Below are 24997 nucleotides of genomic sequence, written 5' to 3'. Positions count from 1 at the left end.
GGTCGGTCACCGTGGCGGCGGGTCCCCGTCGCCGGGCGTGGCCGGTCCGCCGGTGGCAAGGCCGTGGGTATCGACCCACCGCCGGTGCGGATCGATCCGCGCCGGTGGCCGGAACACCGGCAAACGGTGCTCCGAAAGTGCGATCTCCCAGCCATCGTTGTGCACCGCCCGGTGATGCGCGGAACACAACGACACCAGATTATCCAGATCGGTACGGCCCCCCGCGGACCACGCAACGATGTGATGCGCCTCGGTCCACGCGGTGGGCCGCGAACACGCCGGGAACGCGCACCCCTGATCACGCACCGCCAGCGCCCGCCGCTGCGCCGCGCTCGCCAGGCGCACCGTGCGCCCCAACGCCAACGGCACTCCATGACCATCGACGATCACCGGCGTCACCGCCGCATCACAGGCGATCCCGCGGACCTCCCCGAAGCCCAGCGTGCCGGTGTACTCGCCGCGCCCCGCGTGCAGCGCCGCGAACATCTCACTGATACGCCCCGCACGCAGCAACTCCAGGAACGCCTCGCGCCCGCCGGGCACGCCGGCCAGATCCTCGGCACGGATATGCACGTGCACCTGCGGCCGCGCATACCCGCCCGGCACCGGCCCGTCCCTGTTTCCTGCGGCGGCACTGGACCCTGCGGGCGCATTGGCAGCGTCATGCCCGTCAGCAGCGTCGTCCCCGCCCACTGCGGCGGCGATGTCGGGGCCCAGGCCGGCGAGGAACCGGCGCACCAGCTCGCCGAGCGCGTCCGCGCGGCGCTGCGGGGCGCCGCGCCGGTCCCGGGTGCCGTCGTCCTCCGGGCGCGGCGCGGCCATCGGCAGAATCGCCGCGTACAGCGCCTCGGCGCTCGCCGCATCGAGGTTGCCGCGCACGCGGTACCGGCCATCGAGCAGCGGCGACAGCGTGAACTCGTTGCGCGACGGGTCGTCGGCCGGGGCCTTGCCGTCCGGGTCCAACGCGGTACGCAGATTCGATAGGGCAGCGCCGAACGCGCGGCCCACCCCGGTGCTGATCCGCGCGGCCTCGACCAGCGCCCTCTCGCACATCGCGACCGTCTGCGCCCGGCCCGGCATATCGGGCACCGCGTCGGCGAGCTTGACGATCTTGCCGGCCTGCTCGCGCGAGACCGACCCGTCGGCGACGCCTGCGAGCGTATCGGGCAGTGCGGCCAAGCCCGTCGCGAACCCGACCCGGGCCCGGGCCTGATCGGTCGACAGCGATGCGGCCAGCGCCAGCCCGTCGCCGACCCGGTTGACCGCCGCATGCGCGGCCATGCCGGTGGCTTCGGTGCGGCGGCGTACCTGCTCGGCGAGCACCCGGGTCTCGGCGACCTCGAGGCAGCGGCGCCAGCCGGCCATCTCGGCGACGAACCCGTCGAGCATCCGGTCGGTACACCGCCACAAACCGCCGGACATCGGCGCCATCAGCAGATCCGCCATCGTCGCCACACCGTCACCGCCGCGGGCGGCGTCCGGCCCGGCCATACCCGCCCCGTCCACCACCCGGGTCGCCTCGAACACCGTCCCCCGCGTCGCGTCCCCGGCCGCTGCTTCCCCCATGACATGCCCCCGATCCCCTCACGTACCACGGTACTGGTACGTGCATTCGATAGCAAGGACGTTCTATAAACTGCATCACATCGGTCGAGTCATCAGGTGTGGACGAGCGTCAGGAGCCGCGCGACGTGCCGGCCGTCTCATCGGCCGCGGCACTCGCCGGTGGTGAATCCGCAGAGACTGAGGGCGAGGGCGTTGCCTCTGCGGAGGCCGGTGGGGAGGCCTTTGCCGAGGCCGGCGCGCCGCCCTCGGGCCGGTCCATCGCGATCGTGAGCCGCAGCGGCGTCTCGCGCACCGCGATCACTGCCAGCACCGTCACGACGGCGATGCCGGCCGCGATCATGAACAACGGCCCGAACCCGTCGGCGTATGCGTCGTGGAACACTCCGCGCACCTCCGGCGGCAGCCCGCTTACGTCGAGCTGCGTGTCGCCGGACGAACCGAGCCGATCGGCGGGGATCCCCATCTGGCCGAGGCCTTCCCGGATGTTGCCCGCCACCAGGTTGGTCAGCACCGCGCCGAGGACGGAAACGCCGACCGCGCCGCCGAGGGAGCGGAAGAATGCGATGGCCGCGGAGGCGGCGCCCACCTCGGTGACGTCGACGGTGTTCTGCACCGCGAGCACGATGTTCTGCACCAGGGTGCCCACGCCGAGCCCCAGCAGCACCATGTAGAGCGCGACGAGGGGGTAGGACGTGGTGTGCGAGATGGTGCCCAGCCCGACCAGTCCTGCGAGCATGGTGATGCTGCCGACCACCATGATCGGTTTCCATCGGCCGGTGCGGCTGACGATCTGGCCCCCGATGGTGGCGGAGAGCATCTGGGAGATGATCATCGGGATCGTCATCATCCCGGCCTTAGTGGGCGTGTACCCGGCGCCCAGCTGGAAGTACTGGGTGAGGAACACCCCGGCGCCGAACATGGCCACGCCCACGGCCAGGCTGGCGACGATCATCAGCACCGCGGTGGAGTTGCGGAGCACCCGCAGCGGCAGCATCGGCTCGGGTGCGCGCAGCTCGACGAGCACGGTGAGGGCGGCGGTCACGAGGAACCCGGCCAGGAATGCGCCCGACTGCCAGGAGATCCAGGCGTAGTCGCTGCCCGCGAACGTCACCCACAGCATCGGCAGGGCGGCGGCGATGGACAGCAGGATGCCGCCGAGGTAGTCGATGCGGGCGCGGCCGGAGCGGGGGTTGGCGGGCAGGTCCAGCTTCCACTGGATGAGGGCGAGCGCGACGACGGCGAGCGGCACGCACACGAAGAACGTCCAGCGCCAGCCGATACCGTCGGTGATGATCCCGCCCAGCAGCGGCCCGGACACGGTGGCGACGGTCATGACGGCGCCCATGTAACCGGCGTAGCGGCCGCGGTCGCGGGGCGAGACGATCGACCCCATCACGGACTGCACCAGCGCGATCAGGCCGCCCATCGCCATGCCCTGCACGGCGCGCGCCACCATCATCAGCGCGATGGAATGGGTGAAGCCGGCCGCCAACGATCCCGCGACGAACAGCAGGATCGCCAGTTGGGTGAGCAGCTTCTTGCTGAACAGATCCGACAGCTTGCCCCAGATCGGCGTGCTGATCGTCATCATCAGCAGACTTGCCGTGATCACCCACGTGTATTGCCGTTGTGTGCCGTGCAGGTCGGCCATGATCGTGGGCAGCGCGGTGGCGACGACGGTGGTGGAGAGCATCGCGGTGAACAAGGCCGCGAGCAGGCCGGCCATGACGCCGAGGACTTCGGAATGCGAGTACTCGCGCGGTGTGCGCGCGGCGGCGGGCGCGCTCATGCGGGGATCCCGGCCTCGTCGGAGGACTGTGCGCCGGGGCCTTCCAGATCGTCGAATGCGCGGGCGAGCCTGTCCCGCAGCGTTCGCAGGGTCTCGATGGTGCGGGCGGCCTCGGAAGGCGACCAGTCGCCCAGGTGGGCCGCGAATGCGCTGACGGCGGCATTCTCCCGCACGGTGAGATACGCCAGGCCGGCGTCGGTGATGGAGACCCGGACGGCGCGTGCGTCGTCGGGGTCGGGATTGCGTTCGACCAGGCTCTCCGACTCCAGTGCCTGGACCGCGCGCGATGTGACGGGGGTGGATAGCTCAAGCCGTACTGCAAGGTCCGTGAGTCTGGTGCTCGAGGCGCGCAATTGCTGGAGCACGCTGAACTTGGTGCCGGTGAGGCCCCGTTCCCTGCTCCGCCGGCCGGCCGCACGGAATGTGCGGCCGATCTCCACCATCTCGCCGAGGATGACCCCCGCCTGTGCTCCCTCGATCACGTCCACTCCTTGTTGCTTACCGAAAGCAACAATATAGCAGGGCCGGGGTCACACCGTGGTGCCGGTGGCGAGGCGCCCCACCGCGACACGGGGCCGCCGACAGCGAGACCGCAGGTGGCGCCCGTCAGCCGCGGTAGCGCTCCTGGTGCACCGCGTCCTCCAGTGGCCGCCGCCCCCGCCAGCCGAACCGTTCCAGGTCGGGAACCTGCTGGAACCCGGTCACCGGGCCGACGCACAGCCACGCGATGGGGCGGACCGGAGCCGGGATCCCCACCAGGCGGGTGAGGTAGTCCTCGTCGTAGAAGGACACCCAGCCCACGCCGATCCCCTCGGACACGGCCGCGAGCCACAGGTTCTGGATGGCCAGCACCGCCGAGAACAGCCCGGTGTCCTCGATGGTGTGCCGGCCCAGGATGTTCGGGCCCCCGCGCGATCCGTCGTAGGTGACGACGATGCCGGTGCGGCTCTCGCGGATACCCTCGATCTTGATCGGGTTGAACGTGTCCGTGCGTTCCGGCGGCAGCGATTCGGCGAACGCACGCCGCTTGCCCGCGACGTGCCCGGCGAACGCGTCCAGCGTGTCAGGGTCGCGGATCACGACGAAATCCCAGGGCTGGGTATTGCCGACGGACGGCGCCCGGTGCGCCGAGCCGAGGATGCGCATGAGCGTGGCGTCGTCGATGGGGTCGCCGCTGAACTCGGCGCGCACGTCGCGGCGCAGGGCGATGGCCTCGTGGACGCTCATCGGGTCCGGCGCGCCGGGACGGCGGGCCGCGGTGGCGGGATGGTCGGGCGAAGTCACGGCCACCACCGTAGCCGGGGCGCGGCTATCCGAAGAACGGCGGCACGAACTCGACGGGCACGGGCGTCTGGTCGATGTCGTCGAGGGCGTTGAGGGCAATGGTGGCGGCGCGCCGGGATCCGCAGATGCCCAGGTGGTCGCTGTGGTCGGCGGGGCACCCGTCCTGGACGACGATGTTGGTGACGTCCATCCCGGGGCCGCCGGGCACCTGTCCGCTCGTGTAGGGCACCACGAACTCGTCGTGCCGGGTGGAGATGTTGGTGTACTCGATCCCCGCCACGTACGGGCTCCCGCCGGACCACAGCTCGGCGAGGAAGTCGGATCCGGTGATCATCTGCGGGATGGACAGGCTGGCCGCCACGTCGAGCCCGGCGACGCCGAACCGCATGCCGACCGCGGCCAGCGTGCCGCGCAGCCCGCCGAACGCCCGGGTGCCGTGCCACAGCGGTGCCAGCGAGACGTACCGGCGGATGCGGTCGGCCCCGCCGAGGTGCTTGGCCCAGTAGCCGGGGACCAGGGTGCCTTGGGAATGACCGACGACGTCCACCTGCCGGGCCCCGGTGGCGTCGAGCACGCGCTCGACGAACGCGCCGAACTCCGCCGCGCTGTCTTCGATGCGGCGCATCCCGCCCATCGCGGAGACGGGCCAGGCCGAGCCGGGGATCGCGCCGTAGGTCAGCGTGAACACGGAGAAGCCGTGGTTGGTGAGCAGCGGGACATACGGGCCCCAGTTGGTCTGCCCGCCGCCGGCAGTGCCGTGGACCAGGACGACGGGCACCGGGCGCTCGGCGCTGGGGGGCGTATCCCACAGGTTGGCCCCGGGGAGGGCTCCGCCGGGATTGCGGATCTCGGGGGCGATACCGGAGAAGAAGTCGTAGTCCACGCGGCGATGCTTGTGCGGGACGAGTTCCGGCGCGGCGTAGGAGGCGACGGCGTCCGCTTCGAGTGCGGGGCCGGTGAGCACGTGCACCGCGGCCGCGTCGGGCCCGGCCGGCTCCACGTCCGCCCCGGGCAGGGTGACGGCCACTGTCGTGGCGCCGGCGTCGGGAGTCGCGCCGGCCTCCGGGCCGTTCGGGGTGCCGGTGGGCTCAGTGCCGGCGGCGGCCGTGCGGGCGCGCGCCGAGACGGCGGCCGAACGCGCGGTGGCGGCCAGCGTGAGTGCCGCGGCATCGCGGACGGCGTCGCCGGTCACCTGGTCGAGCGCGGCGATCGACTGCTGCAGCACCGTGGCCAGGCGGATGGGGGCGGCGATCGCGTCGCCGAGAGCGTGGGCCAGGGGGGAGTTCGGCACAGCTGGAATGTACCCGGGGCGTTCCGGGGTCGGGGGTGTTCCGGTGGATCGGTCACGCGGCGCGTGCCGGTTCCGGCCTACCCGGCCCCCTCCACGCTCCGGCGGGCGGCCTGGAAGAGGCGCGTGCACAGGCGTGACAGGACGGCGGGATCGGTGCGGCGACCGTCCATGAGCCAGTCGACGAGAAGGTGGTTGACCCCGCCGACGAGCGCGGTCGCGGCGAGCCGCGCCTCCTCGGGGGGCGTCTGGACGCCGTCGCGGGTCCATACCGCCACCGCCAGATCGGCGAACTCGCGCAGCACGCGGTGGCGCCGGCGCTCCATCTCCTCGGAAACGCCGACGACTTCGATGAGGACGACCCGGGCGCGGCGCGGGTCGCCGGTGAGGTTGCGGACGAACGCCTCGAGGCCGGCGGCCGCGGCGGCATCCGCCGCGGACCCGCGAGCACCGCCTTCGGACAGGCCGCCCTCGGCCGCACTCCCCCCGGTCGGGATGCCGTCGACGGCGGAGTGCGTGGCGTCGCGCAATTCGGCGACGAGTTCGTCGTAGAGGGCGCCGAGGCAGTCCTCACGGTCGGCGAACGACTCGTAGAAGTAGCGTTCGGTGAGTTGCGCGCTCCGGCAGACCTGCTTGACGGAGGCGGCCCGGTAGCCCTCGGTGCCGAAACGGTCGAGTGCGGCGGCGAGGATCGCGGCCCGGCGGCGTGCCGTGCGTTCCGGTGCCGTGAGCCCGCCGTATCGTCGGCCGACGTTGTCTGACATGACGGCATTCCCCTTTGCTCGATCGCATGGCATACTCGTCGACAGGATATGTGACACGACGGCGTGTCATAGACGGGCCCGGCGCGACGGGCCGGGAAGGCGGACCGGCATGGTCGTATGCAAGGCGGGTGGGCCGGTTTCAGGCAAGGCCGTCGCCGTCACGGGAGGCGCGCAGGGAATCGGGCGGGAGATCGCGCGTCTGCTGGTCGAATCCGGCGCCTGGGTCGTCATCGGCGATCGGGATGTCGACGCGGCGCGGTCGACGGCGGCGGAGCTGGGCCCGCGTGCTGTCGCGCTGGCGCTGGACGTCACGTCCACCGAGTCGTTCCTCGGATTCCTCACTGGCGCCGAGGATGCGGTGGGCCCGCTGGACGTGCTGGTCAACAACGCCGGCGTCATGTGGGTGGGTCCCTTCGACGCGGAGCCGGACTCGGCGACGGACGCGATGCTCGCGGTCAACCTGCGCGGCGTGATCCGCGGGGTGCGGCTCGCGGCCCCGGCGATGCGCGAGCGCGGCGCCGGGCACATCGTCACCGTCGCGTCCGCGGCAGCCCGCCTCGCCCCGCCCGGGGAGGCGACGTACGCGGCCACCAAGCACGGGGTGCTGGGGTACCTCACCGCGGTGCGGGAGGAGTTGCGCGGCAGCGGGGTCGCGATCACGGCGGTCATGCCGGTGGTGGTGGATACGAAACTCGCCGAGGGCACCGATGCCGGCGGGGCGGCGCTGCTGCAACCGGAGGACGTGGCCCAGGCGGTGGCATCGGCGATCCGCCGGCCCCGGTTCGAGGTGACGGTGCCCGGCTACGTCGGCCCGCTCGCCCGCGCCGTCGCGCTGCTGCCCCAGCGTGTGCGGGACGCGGTGCACCGGCGGTTGGTGCCGGATCAGGTCGAGGCCGTGCGCGGGTCGGGCGCGCGTGCCGATTACGAATCGCGGGCGCTCGGCGGCGCCGCAGGAGAGGAGCGGAATGCGCACTGACGACGAGACCACATCCCACGCCACCACTGACGACGGCGCCGGACGCGGCGACTCCACCGGCTCGGCGGCCCCGCGCCCGATCCCGGAGTTCGACGGCGTGCATGCGATCTGGCCGCGCGGGGACCGGCTCGACGCGGTGCGCCGGGCGTCGCAGCGGTTCCACGAAAGGTTCGCCGCGCAAGGCCAGGTCCAGGCGGTGAAGACGGTCGAGATCGCCGAGGCGCCCTACCCGTCGCGCTTCGCGTTCCAGGGGTATTCGCTGCACGCCAACCCGTTCATCTCGATCATCAACCGCATGATGGTCATCCAGTTCACCGGGTTCGACGGCGCGATGAAGACCCTGGTGTGGGAGCCGACGGTGGCGCAGGGCTCGGCCGAGGCGCCGTTCTACAACGCGATCCAGCGCCTGGGCAACAGGCTGCACGTCGAGCGCTTCTTCGCCCAGTACCTCAACGACCCCGACGCCGTGCTGCCGTCGATGGGGCTGCGCAACGAGGACGTCGACTACGTCAGCTTCGACCATCTGCACGTGCAGGACGTGCGCATGATCATGGGGTCGGCCGAGCCGATCGCGGGCGAGTCGGCGCCGCGTGAGCCGTTGTTCCCGGGGGCGAAGCTGCTGGTGCACCGCAAGGAGCTGGGCACCTTCGAATCGATGCACCCCATGCAGTGGGCCTGGTACGTGGAGCGCGGCATGGACGGGGTGCCGGCCGAACGCCTGGAGGTGTTCGACGGCGACGTGGAACTGGGCGAGGGCGTGGCGCTGCTGTGGACCCCGGGGCACACCGACGGCAACCACTCGCTGTGCATCAACACGCCGGACGGGGTGTGGGTGCAGTCGGAGAACGGCATGGCTCCGGACAACTGGCACCCGGAGCACTCGGCGATCCCGGGCGTGCGGCAGCAGGCCGCGTTCTACGGGCGCGAGGTGGTGCTCAACGCCAACACGCTCGAGGACACGCTCGACCAGTACGACTCGATGGTCAAGGAGAAGACCGTGGCCTCGCGCTCGTCGGTGGATCCGCGGTTCTCGCAGGTGATCCCGTCGTCGGAGTGCTCCACGCGCAAACGCCAGTGGCCGCTGCGGCCCACGTTCCGGCACCGCCCGCTGGACTACGGGACGATCACCGTTCCCGGGCGCGGCTGACGGTCCGGGGCGGTCTCCCCCATGCGCGGGCGGTCTCCCCCATGATCAGCCGGAACCGCCTGCCGGCACGTCGTTCCCGTCCGTGGTGTCCTCCCGATGTCCGGCGTCGTCTCTGTGCTCGCCGGGGGTCGCGAGGTGCTCCGTGCCGCCGAGGTCCTCGGGCGCGCCCTGACGGGACCCATCACTGGACCATCGCCACACCACGGACGGGCGGCCGGTGGCCTGGATGCGCATGCGCTCGTCGGTGCGTTCGAGCCCGGGCAGCATCTTGAGCGTGCGGTTGAGGTTGCCGGCGTCGGGGCGCGAGCCCATCAGCTCGGCGGTGATCTCCACGGCGAACGTCGCCGGGAACTTGGGCCCGGTGATGGCGCGGGTGAACCTGTCGTGCCGCCACAGGATGCCGCCGAGGATGCGCCGGCCGTGGTAGACGATGCGGTCGTGGTCGAACGCCAGCGCGGTCGCCTCGTCGAAACCGAGCCAGTGCACGTCCACGTCGTCGGTGGGGGTGTAGTCGTCGGCGCCCACCACCGCCCACATGGCCACCGAGAGTGTGGGGCCGCGGGGGTCTCGGCTGGGCTCGTCGAACACGGCGAGCTGGCCGACGTCGACGATCGCGTCCTCGGGAATCCCCAGCTTCACCTGCGCGGCACGCCGGGCGCCGTCCTGCAGCCGTTCGCCCGAGCGCAGCAGCACGCCGGGCAACGCCAGGCGTCCGGTGTAGGGCTCGCGGCGCCGCGGCGACACGGCCAGGCGCAGGCTGCCCGGGTAGGGGCTGCCGAAGCGCAGGACCACCACGTCGACCGACACCGAGGACTGTTCCATGACGCGATCATGCTAGAGCACGGGCGGCGTCGGTCGGGCGAGGTCCATTCCGGTACCGCCCGTCATCCAGGACCCGCGCGGGATCCGGCGCCTCGCACGCCCAGCCTGAAACCGCACTGCCGCTGTTCACCGACGTGATCGACGTCGCAGCACCGCGCCTCCGTTCGACAGGGCGAGTCGGTCCTGGTCCGATAGTGGGATGAGACCCTTCGGGAGCAGGCAGGGCCGGTCGACGGTGCGTGCAGGGGCCGCAGTGGCTGTCAGCGCAGCACTTCTCCTCTCCGGCTGCGGGGTGTTCGGCTCCGACGACGGCCCGATGGACCGGTTCGCCGCGGCCTTCAACAAGGGCGACGTGGCGGCCGCCGCGGAGCTGACGACCGATCCGGCCGCGGCCCGGGAGACCCTGCAGGCGGTGTTCGACGGCATCGGCGACACCGAGGCGCACATGGACACCCCGGACGGCGACGGGGCGGAGCTGCCCACCGAGTTCGACTGGACGGTTCCCGCGGGCGACACGGTGCACACCGAGGGCGCCATCGCGCTGAGCCCGGACGGGTCGCGGGTGCAGTGGTCGCCGCAGATCATCGACGCGCGGCTGCGGCCCGGCGGCGGCATCGTGTACTCGGACGTGCGCAGGTTCACCGCCCCGATCGTCGATCGGAGCGGGGTGGACCTGATGCATTGGGCCCCGGTGACGCAGGTCGTCGTCGACGCCGGCAACCTCGCCGCCGCCGGACCGGTGGCGGACGCGGTGTCCACCGTCGAGCCGTCGATCACGGCGCAGCAGATCGCGGACGCGGTGGCCGCCGACCCGGCCGCCCCCTACACGGTGATCACGCTGCGCGACGAGGACCTCGATCCGATCCGCGGCGAGCTGGAGGCCGTCGACGGCGTGCAGCTGGTCGAGCAGGGCAAGCTCATCTCGGCCGGCAGGAACCTCGATTCGCCGGTGTTCGGGGAGTTGCGCGAGTACTGGCGCGTCGAGCTCGACGAGGGCGCGGGATGGTCGCTGACCGTGTCGAATCCCGAGGGCGACGCGCAGATCGGCGGGCAGGCGCCGGCGCCGCTCGACGCGGTGCGCACCACGATGGACGTGACGATGCAGGCGGCGGCCCAGCGCGCGGTGGACGCGCGCACGGAGCCGGCGGCGATCGTGGCGATGAGCCCCGAGACCGGGGGCGTGCTGGCGGTGGCGCAGAACGAGGCCGCCCGTCGGCAGGGGCCCATCGCGCTGACGGGGCTGTTCCCGCCGGGGTCCACCTTCAAGACCGTCACCACCTCCGCCGCGCTGCAGGCGGGCGTCGCCGAGCCGGACTCGATGCTCCCCTGCCCGGCGCGTGTCACCGTGGACGGGCGTTCGATCCCCAACGACGACGACTTCGACCTGGGGTCGGTGCCGCTGCACACGGCATTCGCGCAGTCGTGCAACACGACGCAGGCGATCATGTCGGCCGACCTGGCGCCGTCGGCGATGCGCGACGCCGCCGCGTCGCTGGGATTCGGCGTCGACTTCGTCACCCCGGCGCTGACGACGGTGACCGGCACCGTGCCGGTGACCGAACCCGGCCCGGCGCGGGTGGAGGCCGCCATCGGGCAGGGCACCGTGACGGCCAGCCCGTTCGGGATCACCGAGATGGTGGCGTCGCTGGCCAACGGCGGGCGCATGGTGCTGCCGATGCTCGTGGAGGGCGAGCCGGCGACCGCGGACCAGCAGCCCCCGCCGCTCGAGCCCGCCACGGTGGACGCCGTGCGGGCGATGATGCGCGAGGCCGTGCGGTCGGGCACCGCGCGCAGCCTGTCGGACATCGACGGCCTGGGCGGCAAGACGGGCACCGCGGAGGTGGCGGACGGCCCGGCGCACGGCTGGTTCGCGGGCATCCGGGGCGACGTGGCGTTCACCGCGTTCATCCAGGGCGCCGACTCGTCGGGGCCGGCAGTGACGATGGCGGGCGACTTCCTGCGGGGCGCCCGGAACGGGTAGGCCCAGAACAGGTAGGCCCTGTGCCGCTCACCCCGCGCCGCTCACCCCGCCGAGACGAGCGGCCGCAGCGGAGTACGGGTGAGCCCGCGCACCACGGGCCGCAGGAGCCGGGCGACGACGAGCGCCACCAGCAGGCCGACGACCGTACCGCCGACCAGGCCCGCGAGCACGTCGTGCGGGTAGTGCGCCCCCACGTACACCCGGGAGAACCCGAGGACCAGGGCGACGACGGCGGCGACGATCCCCCACCGCTTCTCCACGAGGAACAGCCCCACCGCGGCGGCGGCCACGATGACCGAGTGGTTGCTGGGGAAGGCGTAGTCGTTCACCGGGTCGCAGCCGCCGAGGACGAGCGCCCGCGGGTAGACGTGGCAGGGGCGGGTCTCGTCGAAGACTGCCTTGACCAGGTCGCTGACGATGTAGGCGACGACGGTGGCCACCGGCACGGCGAGCGCGGCCGCCATCGCCGCGGGGCCGCGGCGCCGGGCCCGCCACCAGGCGACGACCATGAGCAGCGCGAAGATGCCCAGGCCGATGTCGGTGAACGCGGTCATGAACCCGTGCAGCCAGCCGGTGTCGCGGGCGAAGTCGTTGACGTCCAGGTACAGCGAGCCGTCGATGGAGGCGCCGTCGAGGGAGGCGAGTACGGCGGTCATGCTGCGGGCTCCTGGTTCACGCGGGCGTCCTTCTTCGGTCGGTGTACGGGGTGGGCGCCGGCGCCTGTGCGGCCCGGCCCCGACCGCGTCGAGGGTACCGTCAGCGCCCGTGCGCGGCCCTTTCCGCGGCAGCCGGGAAGAGCGGGTCCTGGACGATTGTGCAACCGATCGTGACGCGATTCACTTGCGTGCCGCCGCCGGTCGGGTGATAGGTTTTTCAGGCAATCGGCAAAGGTAAGCCTTGCCTGGTACGGCCTGCTCCTGCGTGGGGCGACCGATGAAACACGAAGGTCAACCCATGCATGTTCTCGCCGCAGGCGCGGTGCTGGCAGCGGAATCCCTGGCAGCGGATTCCGCGGCCCCCAGCGTGTGGACGCAACTGTTCGGCAGCGGCCTGATCGGCATCCGCGAGGGCCTCGAGACCGGCATCGTCGTGATGATCCTGGTCGCGTTCCTCGTGAAGTCCGATCGCCGCGACGCGCTCAAGTGGGTGTGGCTGGGTGTGGTGGTCGCCGTCCTGATGGTGCTGGGCCTGTTCGCGGGCATCCACTTCGGCACGTCCACGGTCACCGGCACCGCGGCCGAGTTGATCAGCGGCATCGCCTCGCTGGTGGCCGTCGCCATCGTCACCGCGATGGTGCTGTGGATGCGCACCGCCGCCGTGTCGATCTCCGGGCACCTGCGCGCCGGCCTGAGCCGTGCTCTGGACGTGGGCCCGCTGGCGGTGACGGCGCTGGCGTTCTTCGCGGTGGGCCGCGAGGGCGTGGAGACCGCGCTGCTGCTGGTGGGATACGCCGAGAACGCCGGTTCCAGCGCGTGGCCGCTGGTGGGCCTGGTGGCCGGCGTCGCAGTGGCCGCCGCGTTGACGGTGGCGCTGTACTTCGGGGCGGTGCGCATCAACTTCGCCCGGTTCTTCCAGTACACCGGTGCCTTCCTCGTGCTGGTGGCCGCGGGGATCCTCGGCTACGGGGTGCGGGCGTTGCAGATCGGCGGGGTGCTGCCGGGCGGCTCGACGATGGCGTTCGACTGGTCGGATTCTTTCGATGCGTCCAGCTGGTACGGCACCGTCCTGCAGGGCATCTTCAACTTCCGGCCTGATCCCACGGTGGCGCAGCTCGTCGTGTGGGTGGCCTACATCGTCATCGTGCTGCCGCTGTTCCTGCGGCCCGTCAAGCCCAAGCCGGCACCCGCACCGCAGGCGGAGTCCGGACAAAACCCGCAGGCGGCGGACGAACCGCAGACCGCCTGACGGCCCTCTCCATTTCCGCGACCCGGCACCGGCCTCAGACCATCGCGCCCGACCATCCCGCCCGTTCACGAAGAAGGATTCCGCATGACCCGCAATGCCCCCGCCCGTCCGCACGGCCGCCCGCACCGGCGCCTGGCCGTTCCCGTCGCGGCGGGGCTCGTCGCGCTGAGCCCGCTGGCGTTGGCCGCGTGCACCGCCAAATCCAGCGCGGACGCGGATGCGATCACGGTGAACGCCACCGATACCTCCTGCGAGCTGTCGGCCGATTCCGCCCAGACCGGGCAGAGCACCTTCGAGATCACCAACAACGGGTCGAAGACCACCGAGTTCTACGTCTACGACGACGGCGACCGGGTGATGGGCGAGGTGGAGAACATCGGGCCGGGACTCACCCGCACCCTCATCGTCAACCTGCCGCAGCCGGGCGACTACGAGACCGCCTGCAAGCCCGGGATGGTCGGCGACGGCATCCGCGGCACGTTCACGGTGTCCGGCGAGGCGCAGCAGCCCACCGACAAATCGGCCAAGCTCGTCGCGGCCGCAGAAGGCTACAAGCGGTACGTGGTCAGCCAGATCGAGGCGCTGCAGGAGACCGGGCAGCAGTTCGTCGACGCGATCAAGGCGGGCGACGTGGAATCGGCCAAGGCCCGGTACCCGCTGGTGCGCACCTACTACGAGCGCATCGAGCCCATCGCCGAGTCGTTCCCCGACAACCTCGACCCGCGTATCGACCTTCGCGAGGCGGACCTGGCCGAGGGGCAGCAGTGGACGGGCTTCCACCGCCTGGAGAAGGACCTGTGGGTAACCGGCCTGCAGCCGGACAGCGCGGCGATGGCCGATCAACTCATGGCCGACATCGACGAGCTCGCGGACGGGGTCTCCGCGCCGGACTTCACGGTGGACCCGCTGCAGGTGGCGGGCGGCGCGCAGGGGCTGCTGGACGAGGTGGCGGCCACGAAGATCACCGGCGAAGAGGACATCTTCAGCCACACCGACCTGTACGACTTCCAGGCCAACGTGGACGGATCGCAGGCGGCGGTGGCCTCGCTGCGCCCGATCATCGACGAGCAGGACCCGCAGCTGGGCACGCAGATCGACCAGCGGTTCGACGACCTCGACGCGACGCTGGCGCAGTACCACCAGGGCGACGGCTTCGTGACGTACGACCAGGTCACCGAGGAGCAGCGGCGGGAGCTGTCGCAGAAGATCGACGCGCTGTCCGCGGTGGTGAGTCAGGTGCAGGGAGTGGTCGCGAGTGCGTGAGCAGGAGCCCGACAGCGCGGGTCCAGTCGACGGCGCGGGTCCGGCCGACAGCGGCACAGGCCCCGGGGGCGGACCCGTTCCGGAGGGGAACGCGGCGCGTGAGACAGGCTCGCAGCACGCGCCGCGCCGCGGGCTGTCCCGCCGGTCGCTGTTCGGTCTCGCCGGGGCGGGCGTTGTCGCGGGCGCTGCGGCCGGCGGGGCGGTCGGCACGGCCGTGGGCAGGGCGACCGCGACGGACCACAGCGCGATGGCGGGCACCGTCGACTTCCGTGGGGCGCACCAGGCGGGCATCGTCACGCCGGCGCAGGACCGGATGCACTTCGTCGCGTTCGACGTGATCACCGACTCGCGCGAGAAGCTGGCCTCGCTGCTGCGCACCTGGACGTCGATGGCCGAGCGCATGTCGCAGGGGCTGCAGGCGACGCCGGACGGCGCCACCGGATCCGGCGAGTATTCACCGCCTGAGGACACCGGCGAGGCGCTGGGCCTGAACCCGTCGCAGTTGACTATCACGATCGGCTTCGGGCCGGGGCTGTTCGTGGGCGCGCCGGGCACGCCCGCCGAGGGCGTGGACCGGTTCGGCCTCGCGGCGCGCAAGCCGGCGGCGCTCGAGCAGATGCCGCGGTTCATGCTCGACGCACTCGACCCGGCGCGCAGCGAGGGGGACCTGTGCATCCAGGCCTGCGCCAACGATCCGCAGGTGGCGGTGCACGCGGTGCGCAACCTGGCCCGCGTGGGTTTCGGTGTGGTGGCCGTGCGCTGGTCGCAGCTGGGGTTCGGACGCACGTCGTCGACGTCGACGAGTCAGGAGACCCCGCGCAACCTGTTCGGCTTCAAGGACGGCACCCGCAACATCAAGGCCGAGGACACCGACGCCGTCGACCGGTTCATCTGGGTGGACGGCGCCGATGACCAGCCGTGGATGGCGGGCGGCTCCTACCTGGTGGCCCGGCGCATCCGCATGCGCATCGAGCCGTGGGACCGCACCACGCTGCACGAGCAGGAGCGGGTGTTCGGGCGTGAGAAGGGCTCGGGTGCGCCGCTGGGCCAGGACGACGAGTTCGACCCGTTGGACCTGCAGTCGAAGGGGCCGCACGGACTGTTCATCGACGAGGACGCACACGTGCGGCTGGCCTCGGCCGAGGAGAACGGCGGCATCCGGATCCTGCGCCGCGGCTACAACTTCACCGACGGCTCGGACGGGTTGGGACATCTGGACGCGGGGTTGTTCTTCATCGCCTACTGCCGCGATCCGCAGAAGCAGTTCGTGCCGTTGCAGCAGGCGCTGTCGCGCAACGACCTGCTCAACGAGTACATCACGCACGTCGGCTCGGCGGTGTTCGCCGTACCCCCGGGGGTCGACTCCGGCGACGACTACTGGGGTTCGGCGCTGTTCGCCTGACGGGCCGGGGCTGGAGTGCCGGCGAGGCTATCCGTTGTGGTTAGGCAATGCTAACCTCGGCGCAATGCCGCCTTCCGATCCCGCCTCCCGCGGCGACGGACGGGCGCCGGACCGGATCGGACCGTTCCGGCGGTCCGCACGCACTATCGCCGGAGGGGCAGGCGATCGAGCCTCCGGCGAGGTCGACGATCCGGCCGCGCCCGGATCGCCCGATGCGGCGGTCTCGCCGGAACGGGGTGATGAGGCCGTCGACCTCGCCGACGACATTCGAGGAGTGGGAATCATGTACGGAGAAGTCATCAGGACCCGGGTGCTGACGCCGCACTTGATGCGGGTGGTGCTGGGCGGCGACGGGCTCGCCGGGTTCGCGGCGCCCCAGCACGCCGACGCGTATGTCAACTGCTTTTTTCTGCCGGCCGCGGCACGGTACGGCGTCCCGTTCGAGGACGCCGCGGTGCGTGAGTTGCCGCGGGAACAGCGGCCGTACCCGCGCAGGATCACGGTCCGCGCCTGGGATGAGTCGCGGCGCGAGCTCACGCTGGACATCGCCGTTCACGGCGATGAGGGCTACGCGGGACGCTGGGCCGTCGCCGCCCGGCCCGGCGACAGGCTGCAGATGCGTGGCCCAGCGGGCGGGTACCGGCCGGATCCCGATGCGGATTCCTACCTGTTCGTGGGCGACGAGAGCGCGCTGCCCGCGATCGCCGTCTGCGCGGAATCCGTGCCGGCCGGTCGTCCGGTCCAGGTGGTCGCCGAAGTGCACGACGGCCACGACGAGATCGCACTGGACTGTCCGGGCGAGCTGCAGGTGACCTGGGTGCACCGTTCCGGGGTGGCGGACCCGGAACACCTGCTGGCCGACGTCGTCGCCGCCATGACGTTGCCCGCGGGCGTGGTGAGCGCGTTCGTGCACGGCGAGGCGGCCGCCACCCGCGCCGTGCGGCGGGTGCTGCTGGCCGACCGGCTCGTCGACGCCGACGACCTGTCATGTTCGCCGTACTGGCGCAGCGGCCACGACGACGAGCAGTGGCGCGCCGTCAAGGGGGCCTGGGTGCGTGAGGTCGCCGCGGAGACGTTCGCGGCTCCTGCGTCCTGACCCGGCCGCGGGGCCCGGCCGCCGGCCCGGCCGGGTCACGGCCTGGACCGCCACCACCGTGTCGCGTCCTGGTAGGCGCGCGCCGCCGTGAGGACCAGGCGGTCGCCGTGGCGGGGGCCCACGATCTGCATGCCGACGGGCAACCGATCGGCGGTGAACCCGCACGGCACCGACGCGGCCGGCTGCTGGGTCATGTTGAACGGGTAGGAGTACTGGCACCAGGTGGGCCAGCGTTCGCCCGGCCAGCCGGGCGGCACCTCCAGGCCCGCCTCGAACGGGGGGATCGGCATCGACGGGGTGATGAGCAGGTCGTAGGTCTCGTGGAACGCGCCCATGCGCACACCCATGTTCATGCGCACCTCCATGGCGTCGAGGTAGTCCTGCGCGCTGTATTCGAGGCCCTGCTCGCAGACCTTGCGCAGTGCGGGTTCCATCAGGTCGCGCTGCCGGTCGGTGAGGCGGGCGGTGGCCTTGGCGGCGCCCGAGTACCAGAGGCATTCGAAGTGCCGCAGCGGGTCCTCGAAGCCGGGGTCGGTGCGTTCGACGCGGGCCCCGAGCGATGCGAGCACGTCGACGGCCTTGTCCACGACCTCGCCGACCTCCCCGTCGAGCGGGGCGAAGCCGAGGGTGCGGCTGTAGGCGACGCGCAGCCCGTCGAGTGCCCGCAGGCCGGTCGCCGTCTCCTGCTGGTCGTGGCTGTACGGCCGGGTGGGGGTGGCCAGCGCGGACCAGTCACGCGAGTCGAAGCCGGTGATCACGTCCATGAGCAGCGCCGCATCCTCGACGGTGCGGGTGATCGGCCCGACGTGGGCGAGGGTGCCGAACGGGCTCGGCGGATACATGGGGACTGTGCCGTAGGTGGGTTTGAAACCGACGACGCCGCAGAAGCTTCCGGGGATGCGCACCGATCCCCCGCCGTCGGTGCCGATGGCGAGCGGGCCCATGCCGGCGGAGACGGCGGCCGCGGCGCCGCCACTGGACCCGCCGCTGGTGCGGGAGGTGTCCCAGGGGGTGCGGGTGGCGCCGCAGAGGGGGCTGTCGGTGACGCCCTTCCACGCCAGTTCCGGCGTGGTGGTCTTGCCCGGGCACACCACGCCCGCAGCCCGCAGGCGTGCGACGGCGGGGGCGTCCTCGGTCCAGGGGCCGGCCGGGTCGATGGTGCGCGAGCCGCGCAGCGTGGGCCAGCCGTCGGTGAGGAAGATGTCCTTGATGGAGGTGGGGACCCCGTCGATGCCGCTGAGCGGCGCGCCCGACGTCCATCGCCGCTCGGAGTCGGCGGCCGCGGCCAGGGCATGTTCCTCGTCGATGAGGCAGTAGGCGTTGAGCGACTCGTTCTCGTCGGCGATGCGCCGCAGCACGGCCCGGATGGCCTCGACGGGTGAGACGTCGCGGCGCCGGAACGCGTCGACGAGCTCGGCGGCTGTCCAGTCGGCCAGGTCGGTGGGGCGTGCGCCCGGTGTGGTCGGATCCATGGTCTCCTCCTGTGTTTCCGCCGGCGACTGGTGCGTGCCTATCCGCGCACGTATCCGCGGTGCTTGTCGACGATGTTCTGCAGTTCGCCGGGCCCCGACGCGCGGACGTACCGCTCGAAGTTGTCGACGAAGATCTCGTCGAGCCGGTCCCGCCAGCCGGCCGCGTCGCCGCTCATGTGCGCGGTGAGGATGGCCGTGTCGATCGACCACAACGGGTGGTCGGCGGGCAGGGGCTCGGTCTCGAACACGTCGAGGGCGGCCCCGGCGATGCCTGGCGTGTCGCCGCCGTGATCGCCGCTGCCTGCCCCGCCGCCCTGCATGCCGTCCTTCAGCGCCCCCACCAGGTCGTCTGTGACGACGAGTTCGCCGCGCGCGATGTTGATCAGCCGCGCCCGCGGCGGCAGTGCGCGAAGGACTTCGGCGTCGACGAGCCCGCGCGTCTGGTCGGTGAGGGGCGCGGCGAGCACCAGGTGGTCGACGTCGCCGACCACCGAGGCGAGGTCGGCGCTGGCATGCACGATGCCGAAGTCGTCGTCACGGTCGCGGGCGGTGCGTCCCACCCCCGTGACGCGCATGCCGACGGCCCGCAGCAGCCGGGCGATCTCGCGGCCGATGGCCCCGGTGCCGACGACCATCGCGTGGGTGCCCTCGATGCGCTCGGTCTCGCGGTGCTGCCACCGGGACTGGGACTGGAGCCGCAATGACCGGGGCAGGTCCTTGGCGAAGGCGAGGATCGAGCCCAGGACGAACTCGGCGATCGGCCGGTCGAAGACGCCGCGCGAGTTGGTGACCGCCACGTCGGAGGCGACGAGTTCGTCGAACAGCAGCGTGTCGACTCCGGCCGCGGCGATGTGCACCCAGCGCAGCGCGTCGGCGTGCGGCCAGGCGTCGTGCAGCGCGCCGGAGAAGAAGTCCCACATCAGGAGCACGTCGGCGCCCGGCAGGTCGCGGCCCAGGTTCGCCGCCGTGGTGTAGCGGACGTCGGCGGCCGCCTCGACGCGGGGGAACCGGCGGGGGGCGTCGTCGGATTCGAGGACGACGACGGTGGGCTGGGCGGGACTCATGGGGCGGAAGAACTCCTCGGTTCGTCGGGACGTGCTGTATCGGAAGATGCTGTGGTGGGTTGTGCTCTGGGGTGCGACCGGCCGCGGCCCGCCGACGTCACTCCTCCTCCCCCTGCAGCACCGCCTCGATCGCGGCGGACAGTCGTGCGGCGCCGTCGGCGATCTGTTCGTCCGTGACGATGAGCGGCGGGATGATCCGCACGACGTTGCCGAGTCCGCAGTTGAGCAGCAGGAGGCCCTGGTCGACGGCGGCGTGCTGCACGGCGTGACCGGTGGCGACGTCGGGTGAGCCGTCGGGTGCGGTGAACTCGATGGCCTGCATGAGCCCCAAACCGCGGACGTCGCCGATGCGGGGGTGCGCCGACGCCAGCCCGCGTAGCGCCGTGTGGAGGGATGCGCCGCGATCGCGGGCGTTGTCGACGAGCGCCTCGTTGCGGATGACGTCGAGGGTGGCGACCGCGGCGGCCGCCGCCACCGCGTTGCCCCCGTAGGTGCCGCCCTGCGAGCCCGGCCAGGCGGTGGACATCAGTTCGGTGGGGGCGGCGATCGCGGAGATGGGGAAGCCGCTGGCCACCCCCTTGGCGATGGTCATGATGTCGGGGACGACGGTGGAGTGCTGGTGGCCCCAGAACTTGCCCGTGCGGCCCACGCCCGACTGGATTTCGTCGGCGATGAGCAGGATCTCGTGCCTGTCGGCGCGCTCGCGCAGGCCCTCGAGGAACCGGGGCGGGGTGGGGATGTAGCCGCCCTCCCCCAGGACGGGTTCGATGATCAGCGCGGCGGTGTCCTGCGGGCTGGAGACGGTCTGGAACAGGAAGTCGAGCTCGCGCAGGCAGAAGTCGACGGCCGTGTCGATGTCCCATCCGTACCGGTAGGCGGTGGGGTACGGCGCGAAGTGCACGCCGGCCATCAGCGGGGCGTAGCCGGAGCGGAACTTGGTGCCGGAGCTGGTCATCGAGGCGGTTGCGACGGTGCGCCCGTGGAATCCGCCGTGGAAGGCGATGATGTTGGGTCGGCCGGTGGCCATGCGGGCCAGGCGCATGGCGGCCTCGACCGCCTCCGAACCCGAGTTGGCGTAGAACAGCGAGTCGAGGGCCGGCGGGAGGACCTCGCCCAGCTTGTCCGTCAGTTCCAGCAGCGGTGTGTGCATGACGGTGGTGTACTGCGCGTGGATGACCGTGCCCACCTGGGCTCGGGCCGCCTCGACCACCCGAGGGTGGCAGTGGCCGGTGCTGGTGACACCGATGCCGGCGGTGAAGTCGAGGTAGCGGCGGCCGTCGGTGCCGTGGATCCAGCAGCCTTCGGCATGGTCGACCACCACGGGTGTTGCCTGCTTGAGGAGGGGGCTCAATGCCGTCATGCGATCACTGTCACTTTCGGATGGGGGATTGCCGACAATCGTGCGCGCGACGGCCGGTGCTGGTCGATGCCCGTCCGGCCGGCACGCGGGGGTTCAGCCGCGCATGGCCAGCGACAGGGCGGTCTGCCGTGGCATGGTGCCGTCCAGCAGCCACGGCGTGAGAACCTTCTTGACCAGTGTGAACATCTCGTTCCGTAGGCGGCCGTACACGTCGTCGTCCTCGTCTAGGAGGATCCACCAGGCCCATGCGACCGCGCCGGCGTTGGCGATGAAGTCGGGCACCACGGGGATGTCGCGCACCGCCAGCTCCAACTCCGCCTCGTGGGTGGCCGCCGCGTTGGCGCCCTCGACGACGATCCGCGCGTTGACCTGGTCGTGGTTGTGCGCGGTGAGTGCGTAGGACACGGCGGCGGGGACGAGCACGTCGACGGTGAGGCCGAGGAGGGCGTCACGCGGGAGCTCCTCCGTGCCTGCGCTGAGCCCGGAGCGGTCGAACTCGCCCCACTCGTTGCGCGTCGCGAGCATGGCCGGGATGTCGAGGCCGTCGGGGTTGTAGACGGTGCCGAGGGCATCGGACACCGCGACCACGGTGATCCCGAGGTGCTGTGCGTAGAGTGCCGTCGACCCGCCGATCGTGCCGAAGCCCTGCACCGCCATCGTCGTCGACTCCGGCGTGTCGCCCAGTTCGCTGAGCGTGGCGGCGGCGGCCTGCGCCACCCCGTAGCCGCCGATCAAGTCGCACACCAGGCCGTCCTGGGTGGTGGCGCCCATGGCCTCCTCGACACGGTGCAGGGTGGCGTCGCGATCCGGTGAGCGGGAGATCTGCGCGTGGTACGAGGACGGTCCCAGGCCCGCCTTCTCGAACTGCGCGTCGAGCACGTGCTGGGAGACGCCGAGGTCCTCAGCGGTGACCCAGGTGCGTTCGAGGAAAGGCCGCATGGCGTCGATGAACCGGAGGAGGACGCCGTCGCTGCGGTCGTCCTTGGGGTCGAAGTCGATGCCGCCCTTCGCCCCGCCCACGGGGAGGTCGAACGCGGCAGACTTCGTGGACATCGCGTAGGCCAGGTCCTCCACCTCGCGGAGCGTGCAGCCGGGGCGCATCCGGCAGCCGCCCGTCGCGATGCCGTCGACCAGGTCGTGCACCGCGAGATAGCCGACGGCCGGGGATTGGTTGTCATGCCAGGTGACGGTGAGATGCGGTTTGGTCTGCAGGACCGGCTTCGGTTGCATGGGTGCCTCCTGGAGATGACGTGCCCCGTTGGGACGTTCGCGGTGTTGCTGGTGGGATGACTTTCTGTCGGGGACGGGCGGGCCGGTGGCCGGCCGGGACGGCGGCCTGGTGTCGCTCGGCGCGGAGCGCGGAAGGTGATCCGGAGGGTGCGCCTCCGGCTTCGTGCGGGCGACCGGGCGACGATCGGGGCCGTACTCGCAGGGTACGTCCGAACGGTGCGCGGGGGTCGGAATCAGCAGGAAGCGTCGCGACAAACGAACGGGAGCGCCGCCCGGGTCCACGCCGCAAACGCGGTTCTGGCGGCCGTGTCGGTTCAGAACGGTGCATCGCTGCAGTTCTCCGACGGCGAGGGCTGCCATGGGTCGACGGACTCGGTCCGTCCGGAACCGACGCCGCCGGTGCGCTTCGCCCGGCACGCCCGGCGTTCGCGGCGGACGGCGGCCGCGCGATTCTCGGCGCGGGTGCGCCGGCGACGGGGTTTCCGTCCGTCGGCCCCCGGGGTGTCGGCGGTGCCGGCGGCTTCATCAGTGCGGCCCCTCGCCGACGCATGGGCGCCGTCTGCGACCTCGTCCGCGTCGATGCTCAGCACGTCGAGTACTCCGAACGCGGCGGACTCGTACCGATGGCCGGTCGGCGCAATGAGTCGCAGGGTCCGGTCCGCGTCGATCTCTTCTTGCCACAGGCCGGTGTGCTTCATGCGGTGGTGGAACCGGCAGTACCGGTGGCGCGTCGGGCATGCGGAACGCCGGCATGAGGCCGGCGGTTGCGGTGCGTTGCGAGTCGGGACAGCCGGACGCCGGTGGCCTGGCGGAGCACACTGGCGGGGTGAATTGGTTCAGCGACGGCGGAGCGGACTACGCGCAATCGCGTCCCGACTACCCGCGGGAGGTCGTTCGCTTTCTCGCCGAAGTAGCGCCGCCCGGGGCGGGTGCACGCTGGGTGATCGATGTCGGCTGCGGCACAGGGCAGTTCACCGAGCAGCTCGCGGCGGTGTATCCCGCCGTCATCGGAGTGGACCCGAGCGCGGACCAGCTCGCCAACGCCGTCGCGCACCGCACGGGAGGACGGATCGAGTATGCGTGCGGTACGGCCGAGAGGCTGCCCATCGCGGACGGCGCGGTTTCCCTGGTCACCGCGGCGCAGGCCGCCCACTGGTTCGACCTGCCCCGGTTCTGGGGCGAGGTGCGGCGGGTGACCGCCCCCGGCGCGGTCGTCGCGCTGGCGACCTACGGAAAGCTCGTCGTGGGCAGACCCGGCGATGACCCGCGGGTCGATGGCGGTGCGGGTCGCGCCGGGGCTGCGGCGGGCCGGACGGGTATCGCGGATGATCCGCCGCAATCGGATCGAGATAGGGGAATCGACTCTGCGGGTGTGCGATTCCAGCGATTCTATAGCGAGGAGATCGCCGAATTCTGGCCGCCGGAACGCGCGATGGTGGAGAACGGCTACGCGGACGTCGAGTTCCCCTTCGACGAATGTGCGGCACCCGCCGCCGCGATCCGCAGGTCCTGGACCCTCGACGACCTGCTCGGCTATGTCGGCACGTGGTCGGCGACGCGTAATCTTCGCGCACGAGGCCGCAGCGATCTCCACGACCGTTTCGTCGCCGACATCACCGGGCTCTGGGGACCGCGGGAAGTACGGCGTCCGGTGGAGTGGCCGGTGTCGATGAGGGTCGGGCGTGTGGGCTGATACCGGTCCGCGGCGACGGACCGGGCGGCCCCGCGCCAGGCCGACACGCAGGCCCGCCAGGGCCTACGGTGCGACAACGCCCTGAATCGATCGCTGCCCGTCGACGGCCTTGCGGAAGTCGACCAGCGCGCGCTGCAGGTGCCCGGGTGAGGTGACGACGACCGCCGCGGGCGATCGCCGCGCATCGAGGATCTCGTCCGTGAACTGCGCGTTCTCGACGGTCGAGGTGGACCGTTCTTCCTTCGTGATTCTCTCGGCGGGGACTCCATTGGCGACGAGCCAGTCGAACATCGCGTCGGCCTCGGTGCGCCCGCTCTGCGGCACGCCTCCCGTGACGATGATCGGCGCGGACGGGAAGCTGTTCGCCAGTGCGAGTGCTGCGCGCAGACGGCTTTCCAGCACTGGGCGCATGGAGCCGTCCTCGTGCAGTCCCGCGCCGAGGACGACGATGTCCGTATTCGCCGGGTTGACGCGCAGCGACAGCGGCGGTTCGGTGGTGAGTGTCTGGTCTTCCGTGCAGGCGATGATGGCCTCGGGGGCGTCGCTCCGGCATCCGCCGACGGTGGACAGGATCGCGTTGGAAACGGTGGTCGGCAGCCCCACCGACCCGGATACGGCGGCGATCGCTTCGGGGATCAGGTCCACCGACTCGACCGAGAGGCTGCCGGAGTCGGCCAGCGCGGCGATGCGCGGGGGGACGCCCGCGGACTCGAGCAGCGCACTGGGCGACAGCGACGAGGCGCCGGCAGCGCCCGGCGCGGCGATCGCCGTGGTCGCCGCGATCGCGACGGATGCGGCTGCCGCGCCGACGGCCGAAAGGCCGCGCGACCGGGATGCGGATGCGGTCGTGAAAACCTTCATTCGTGTTGACCTCCCCGTTCAGGTGTTACGACGG

21 protein-coding genes and 1 pseudogene are annotated in these 24997 nt (G+C 71.8%); 8 read left to right on the top strand and 14 right to left on the bottom strand.

The features are described 5' to 3' along the window. Positions 1–6 precede the first annotated feature (6 nt). From H4F70_RS19595 to H4F70_RS19570, 6 genes are all read right to left on the bottom strand, one after another. Entirely contained in the window at positions 7–1566 is a 1560-nt protein-coding gene (locus H4F70_RS19595) for an HNH endonuclease signature motif containing protein (protein WP_220471740.1), read from the bottom strand. Positions 1567–1675: 109 nt separating this feature from the next. Further along, positions 1676–3355: an MDR family MFS transporter gene (locus H4F70_RS19590; protein WP_182358444.1), complete on the bottom strand. Its 1680-nt coding sequence runs from the start codon at positions 3353–3355 to the stop codon at positions 1676–1678. Continuing rightward, positions 3352–3837: a MarR family winged helix-turn-helix transcriptional regulator gene (locus tag H4F70_RS19585; protein ID WP_182358443.1), complete on the bottom strand. Its 486-nt coding sequence runs from the start codon at positions 3835–3837 to the stop codon at positions 3352–3354. Before H4F70_RS19585 ends, H4F70_RS19590 begins: the two co-directional genes overlap by 4 nt. Before the next feature lie 124 nt (positions 3838–3961). Next, positions 3962–4582: a 5,6-dimethylbenzimidazole synthase gene (bluB, locus tag H4F70_RS19580; protein WP_182360557.1), complete on the bottom strand. Its 621-nt coding sequence runs from the start codon at positions 4580–4582 to the stop codon at positions 3962–3964. A gap of 82 nt (positions 4583–4664) precedes the next feature. After that, positions 4665–5930 (bottom strand): esterase/lipase family protein, encoded by a 1266-nt coding sequence (locus H4F70_RS19575; protein WP_235681230.1) that lies wholly within the window; start codon positions 5928–5930, stop codon positions 4665–4667. A gap of 77 nt (positions 5931–6007) precedes the next feature. After that, the gene (locus H4F70_RS19570) at positions 6008–6691 is read right to left on the bottom strand and encodes a TetR/AcrR family transcriptional regulator (RefSeq protein WP_182358442.1); all 684 of its coding nucleotides are present in this window, start codon (positions 6689–6691) and stop codon (positions 6008–6010) included. 109 nt (positions 6692–6800) lie between these two features. Here H4F70_RS19570 and H4F70_RS19565 point away from each other — a divergent pair, with 109 nt between their 5' ends. Further along, complete coding sequence (locus tag H4F70_RS19565) at positions 6801–7667, top strand: SDR family oxidoreductase (RefSeq protein ID WP_182358441.1); 867 nt, start codon at positions 6801–6803, stop codon at positions 7665–7667. Then, positions 7657–8814, top strand: a complete 1158-nt coding sequence (locus tag H4F70_RS19560) for an MBL fold metallo-hydrolase (protein WP_220471739.1) — start codon at positions 7657–7659, stop codon at positions 8812–8814. Before H4F70_RS19565 ends, H4F70_RS19560 begins: the two co-directional genes overlap by 11 nt. Before the next feature lie 183 nt (positions 8815–8997). On the opposite strand, the pseudogene H4F70_RS19555 reads toward H4F70_RS19560, so the two are convergent. Next, positions 8998–9636 (bottom strand): annotated as a pseudogene (locus tag H4F70_RS19555) (NUDIX hydrolase); the annotation flags it as partial. Between the two features lie 253 nt (positions 9637–9889). Between H4F70_RS19555 and H4F70_RS19550 the strand changes: the two are divergent. Then, positions 9890–11617, top strand: a complete 1728-nt coding sequence (locus H4F70_RS19550) for a penicillin-binding transpeptidase domain-containing protein (protein ID WP_235681229.1) — start codon at positions 9890–9892, stop codon at positions 11615–11617. 41 nt (positions 11618–11658) lie between these two features. Here H4F70_RS19550 and H4F70_RS19545 read toward each other — a convergent pair whose 3' ends face one another. Continuing rightward, positions 11659–12273, bottom strand: a complete 615-nt coding sequence (locus tag H4F70_RS19545) for a phosphatase PAP2 family protein (RefSeq protein ID WP_182358439.1) — start codon at positions 12271–12273, stop codon at positions 11659–11661. A 298-nt stretch (positions 12274–12571) separates the two neighbouring features. Between H4F70_RS19545 and efeU the strand changes: the two genes are divergently transcribed. The 4 genes from efeU to H4F70_RS19525 all read left to right on the top strand — a co-directional run bounded on the left by efeU (position 12572) and on the right by H4F70_RS19525 (position 17283). Next, complete coding sequence (gene efeU, locus H4F70_RS19540; RefSeq protein WP_182358438.1) at positions 12572–13522, top strand: iron uptake transporter permease EfeU; 951 nt, start codon at positions 12572–12574, stop codon at positions 13520–13522. An 84-nt stretch (positions 13523–13606) separates the two neighbouring features. After that, on the top strand, positions 13607–14785 hold the full coding sequence (efeO, locus tag H4F70_RS19535; RefSeq protein WP_182358437.1) for an iron uptake system protein EfeO: 1179 nt from the start codon (positions 13607–13609) through the stop codon (positions 14783–14785). Positions 14786–14918: 133 nt separating this feature from the next. After that, a complete protein-coding gene (gene efeB / locus H4F70_RS19530; RefSeq protein WP_235681607.1) occupies positions 14919–16187 on the top strand; it encodes an iron uptake transporter deferrochelatase/peroxidase subunit in 1269 nt (422 codons plus the stop codon). Between the two features lie 64 nt (positions 16188–16251). After that, positions 16252–17283: a siderophore-interacting protein gene (locus tag H4F70_RS19525; RefSeq protein ID WP_220471738.1), complete on the top strand. Its 1032-nt coding sequence runs from the start codon at positions 16252–16254 to the stop codon at positions 17281–17283. A gap of 35 nt (positions 17284–17318) precedes the next feature. On the opposite strand, the gene H4F70_RS19520 is transcribed toward H4F70_RS19525, so the two are convergent. The 5 genes from H4F70_RS19520 to H4F70_RS19500 all read right to left on the bottom strand — a co-directional run bounded on the left by H4F70_RS19520 (position 17319) and on the right by H4F70_RS19500 (position 23107). After that, entirely contained in the window at positions 17319–18755 is a 1437-nt protein-coding gene (locus H4F70_RS19520) for an amidase (protein ID WP_182358435.1), read from the bottom strand. 38 nt (positions 18756–18793) lie between these two features. Beyond that, positions 18794–19819 carry a D-2-hydroxyacid dehydrogenase gene (locus H4F70_RS19515; protein WP_182358434.1) on the bottom strand — a complete coding sequence of 342 codons (1026 nt, stop codon included), beginning with the start codon at positions 19817–19819 and terminating at the stop codon, positions 18794–18796. Positions 19820–19916: 97 nt separating this feature from the next. Continuing rightward, positions 19917–21179, bottom strand: coding sequence for an aspartate aminotransferase family protein (locus tag H4F70_RS19510; protein ID WP_182358433.1), 1263 nt, complete (start codon positions 21177–21179; stop codon positions 19917–19919). A gap of 93 nt (positions 21180–21272) precedes the next feature. Then, positions 21273–22409 carry a Glu/Leu/Phe/Val family dehydrogenase gene (locus H4F70_RS19505; RefSeq protein WP_182358432.1) on the bottom strand — a complete coding sequence of 379 codons (1137 nt, stop codon included), beginning with the start codon at positions 22407–22409 and terminating at the stop codon, positions 21273–21275. Positions 22410–22723: 314 nt separating this feature from the next. Then, positions 22724–23107, bottom strand: coding sequence for a hypothetical protein (locus H4F70_RS19500; RefSeq protein ID WP_182358431.1), 384 nt, complete (start codon positions 23105–23107; stop codon positions 22724–22726). A gap of 128 nt (positions 23108–23235) precedes the next feature. Here H4F70_RS19500 and H4F70_RS19495 point away from each other — a divergent pair, with 128 nt between their 5' ends. Beyond that, positions 23236–24102 (top strand): class I SAM-dependent methyltransferase, encoded by an 867-nt coding sequence (locus H4F70_RS19495; protein WP_220471737.1) that lies wholly within the window; start codon positions 23236–23238, stop codon positions 24100–24102. A 63-nt stretch (positions 24103–24165) separates the two neighbouring features. Here the strand turns inward: H4F70_RS19495 and H4F70_RS19490 are convergent, their stop codons facing one another. Beyond that, positions 24166–24963, bottom strand: coding sequence for a YdcF family protein (locus H4F70_RS19490; RefSeq protein ID WP_182358429.1), 798 nt, complete (start codon positions 24961–24963; stop codon positions 24166–24168). Between the last annotated feature and the right edge of the window lie 34 nt (positions 24964–24997).

Source organism: Tomitella gaofuii, assembly GCF_014126825.1.
GTDB classification, from domain to species: domain Bacteria; phylum Actinomycetota; class Actinomycetes; order Mycobacteriales; family Mycobacteriaceae; genus Tomitella; species Tomitella gaofuii.
This window is presented reverse-complemented; position numbering and strand designations above follow the sequence as displayed.

Coding starts and splice junctions, on each gene's coding strand:
- H4F70_RS19560 (WP_220471739.1), top strand. CDS start 7,657: ATGCGCACTGACGACGAGACCACATCCCACGCCACCACTGACGACGGC.
- efeO (WP_182358437.1), top strand. CDS start 13,607: ATGACCCGCAATGCCCCCGCCCGTCCGCACGGCCGCCCGCACCGGCGC.
- H4F70_RS19570 (WP_182358442.1), bottom strand. CDS start 6,691: ATGTCAGACAACGTCGGCCGACGATACGGCGGGCTCACGGCACCGGAA.
- H4F70_RS19590 (WP_182358444.1), bottom strand. CDS start 3,355: ATGAGCGCGCCCGCCGCCGCGCGCACACCGCGCGAGTACTCGCATTCC.
- H4F70_RS19595 (WP_220471740.1), bottom strand. CDS start 1,566: ATGGGGGAAGCAGCGGCCGGGGACGCGACGCGGGGGACGGTGTTCGAG.
- H4F70_RS19505 (WP_182358432.1), bottom strand. CDS start 22,409: ATGCAACCGAAGCCGGTCCTGCAGACCAAACCGCATCTCACCGTCACC.
- H4F70_RS19520 (WP_182358435.1), bottom strand. CDS start 18,755: ATGGATCCGACCACACCGGGCGCACGCCCCACCGACCTGGCCGACTGG.
- H4F70_RS19490 (WP_182358429.1), bottom strand. CDS start 24,963: ATGAAGGTTTTCACGACCGCATCCGCATCCCGGTCGCGCGGCCTTTCG.
- H4F70_RS19525 (WP_220471738.1), top strand. CDS start 16,252: ATGCCGCCTTCCGATCCCGCCTCCCGCGGCGACGGACGGGCGCCGGAC.
- H4F70_RS19545 (WP_182358439.1), bottom strand. CDS start 12,273: ATGACCGCCGTACTCGCCTCCCTCGACGGCGCCTCCATCGACGGCTCG.
- H4F70_RS19500 (WP_182358431.1), bottom strand. CDS start 23,107: ATGAAGCACACCGGCCTGTGGCAAGAAGAGATCGACGCGGACCGGACC.
- H4F70_RS19510 (WP_182358433.1), bottom strand. CDS start 21,179: ATGACGGCATTGAGCCCCCTCCTCAAGCAGGCAACACCCGTGGTGGTC.
- H4F70_RS19515 (WP_182358434.1), bottom strand. CDS start 19,819: ATGAGTCCCGCCCAGCCCACCGTCGTCGTCCTCGAATCCGACGACGCC.
- H4F70_RS19565 (WP_182358441.1), top strand. CDS start 6,801: ATGGTCGTATGCAAGGCGGGTGGGCCGGTTTCAGGCAAGGCCGTCGCC.
- bluB (WP_182360557.1), bottom strand. CDS start 4,582: ATGAGCGTCCACGAGGCCATCGCCCTGCGCCGCGACGTGCGCGCCGAG.
- efeU (WP_182358438.1), top strand. CDS start 12,572: ATGCATGTTCTCGCCGCAGGCGCGGTGCTGGCAGCGGAATCCCTGGCA.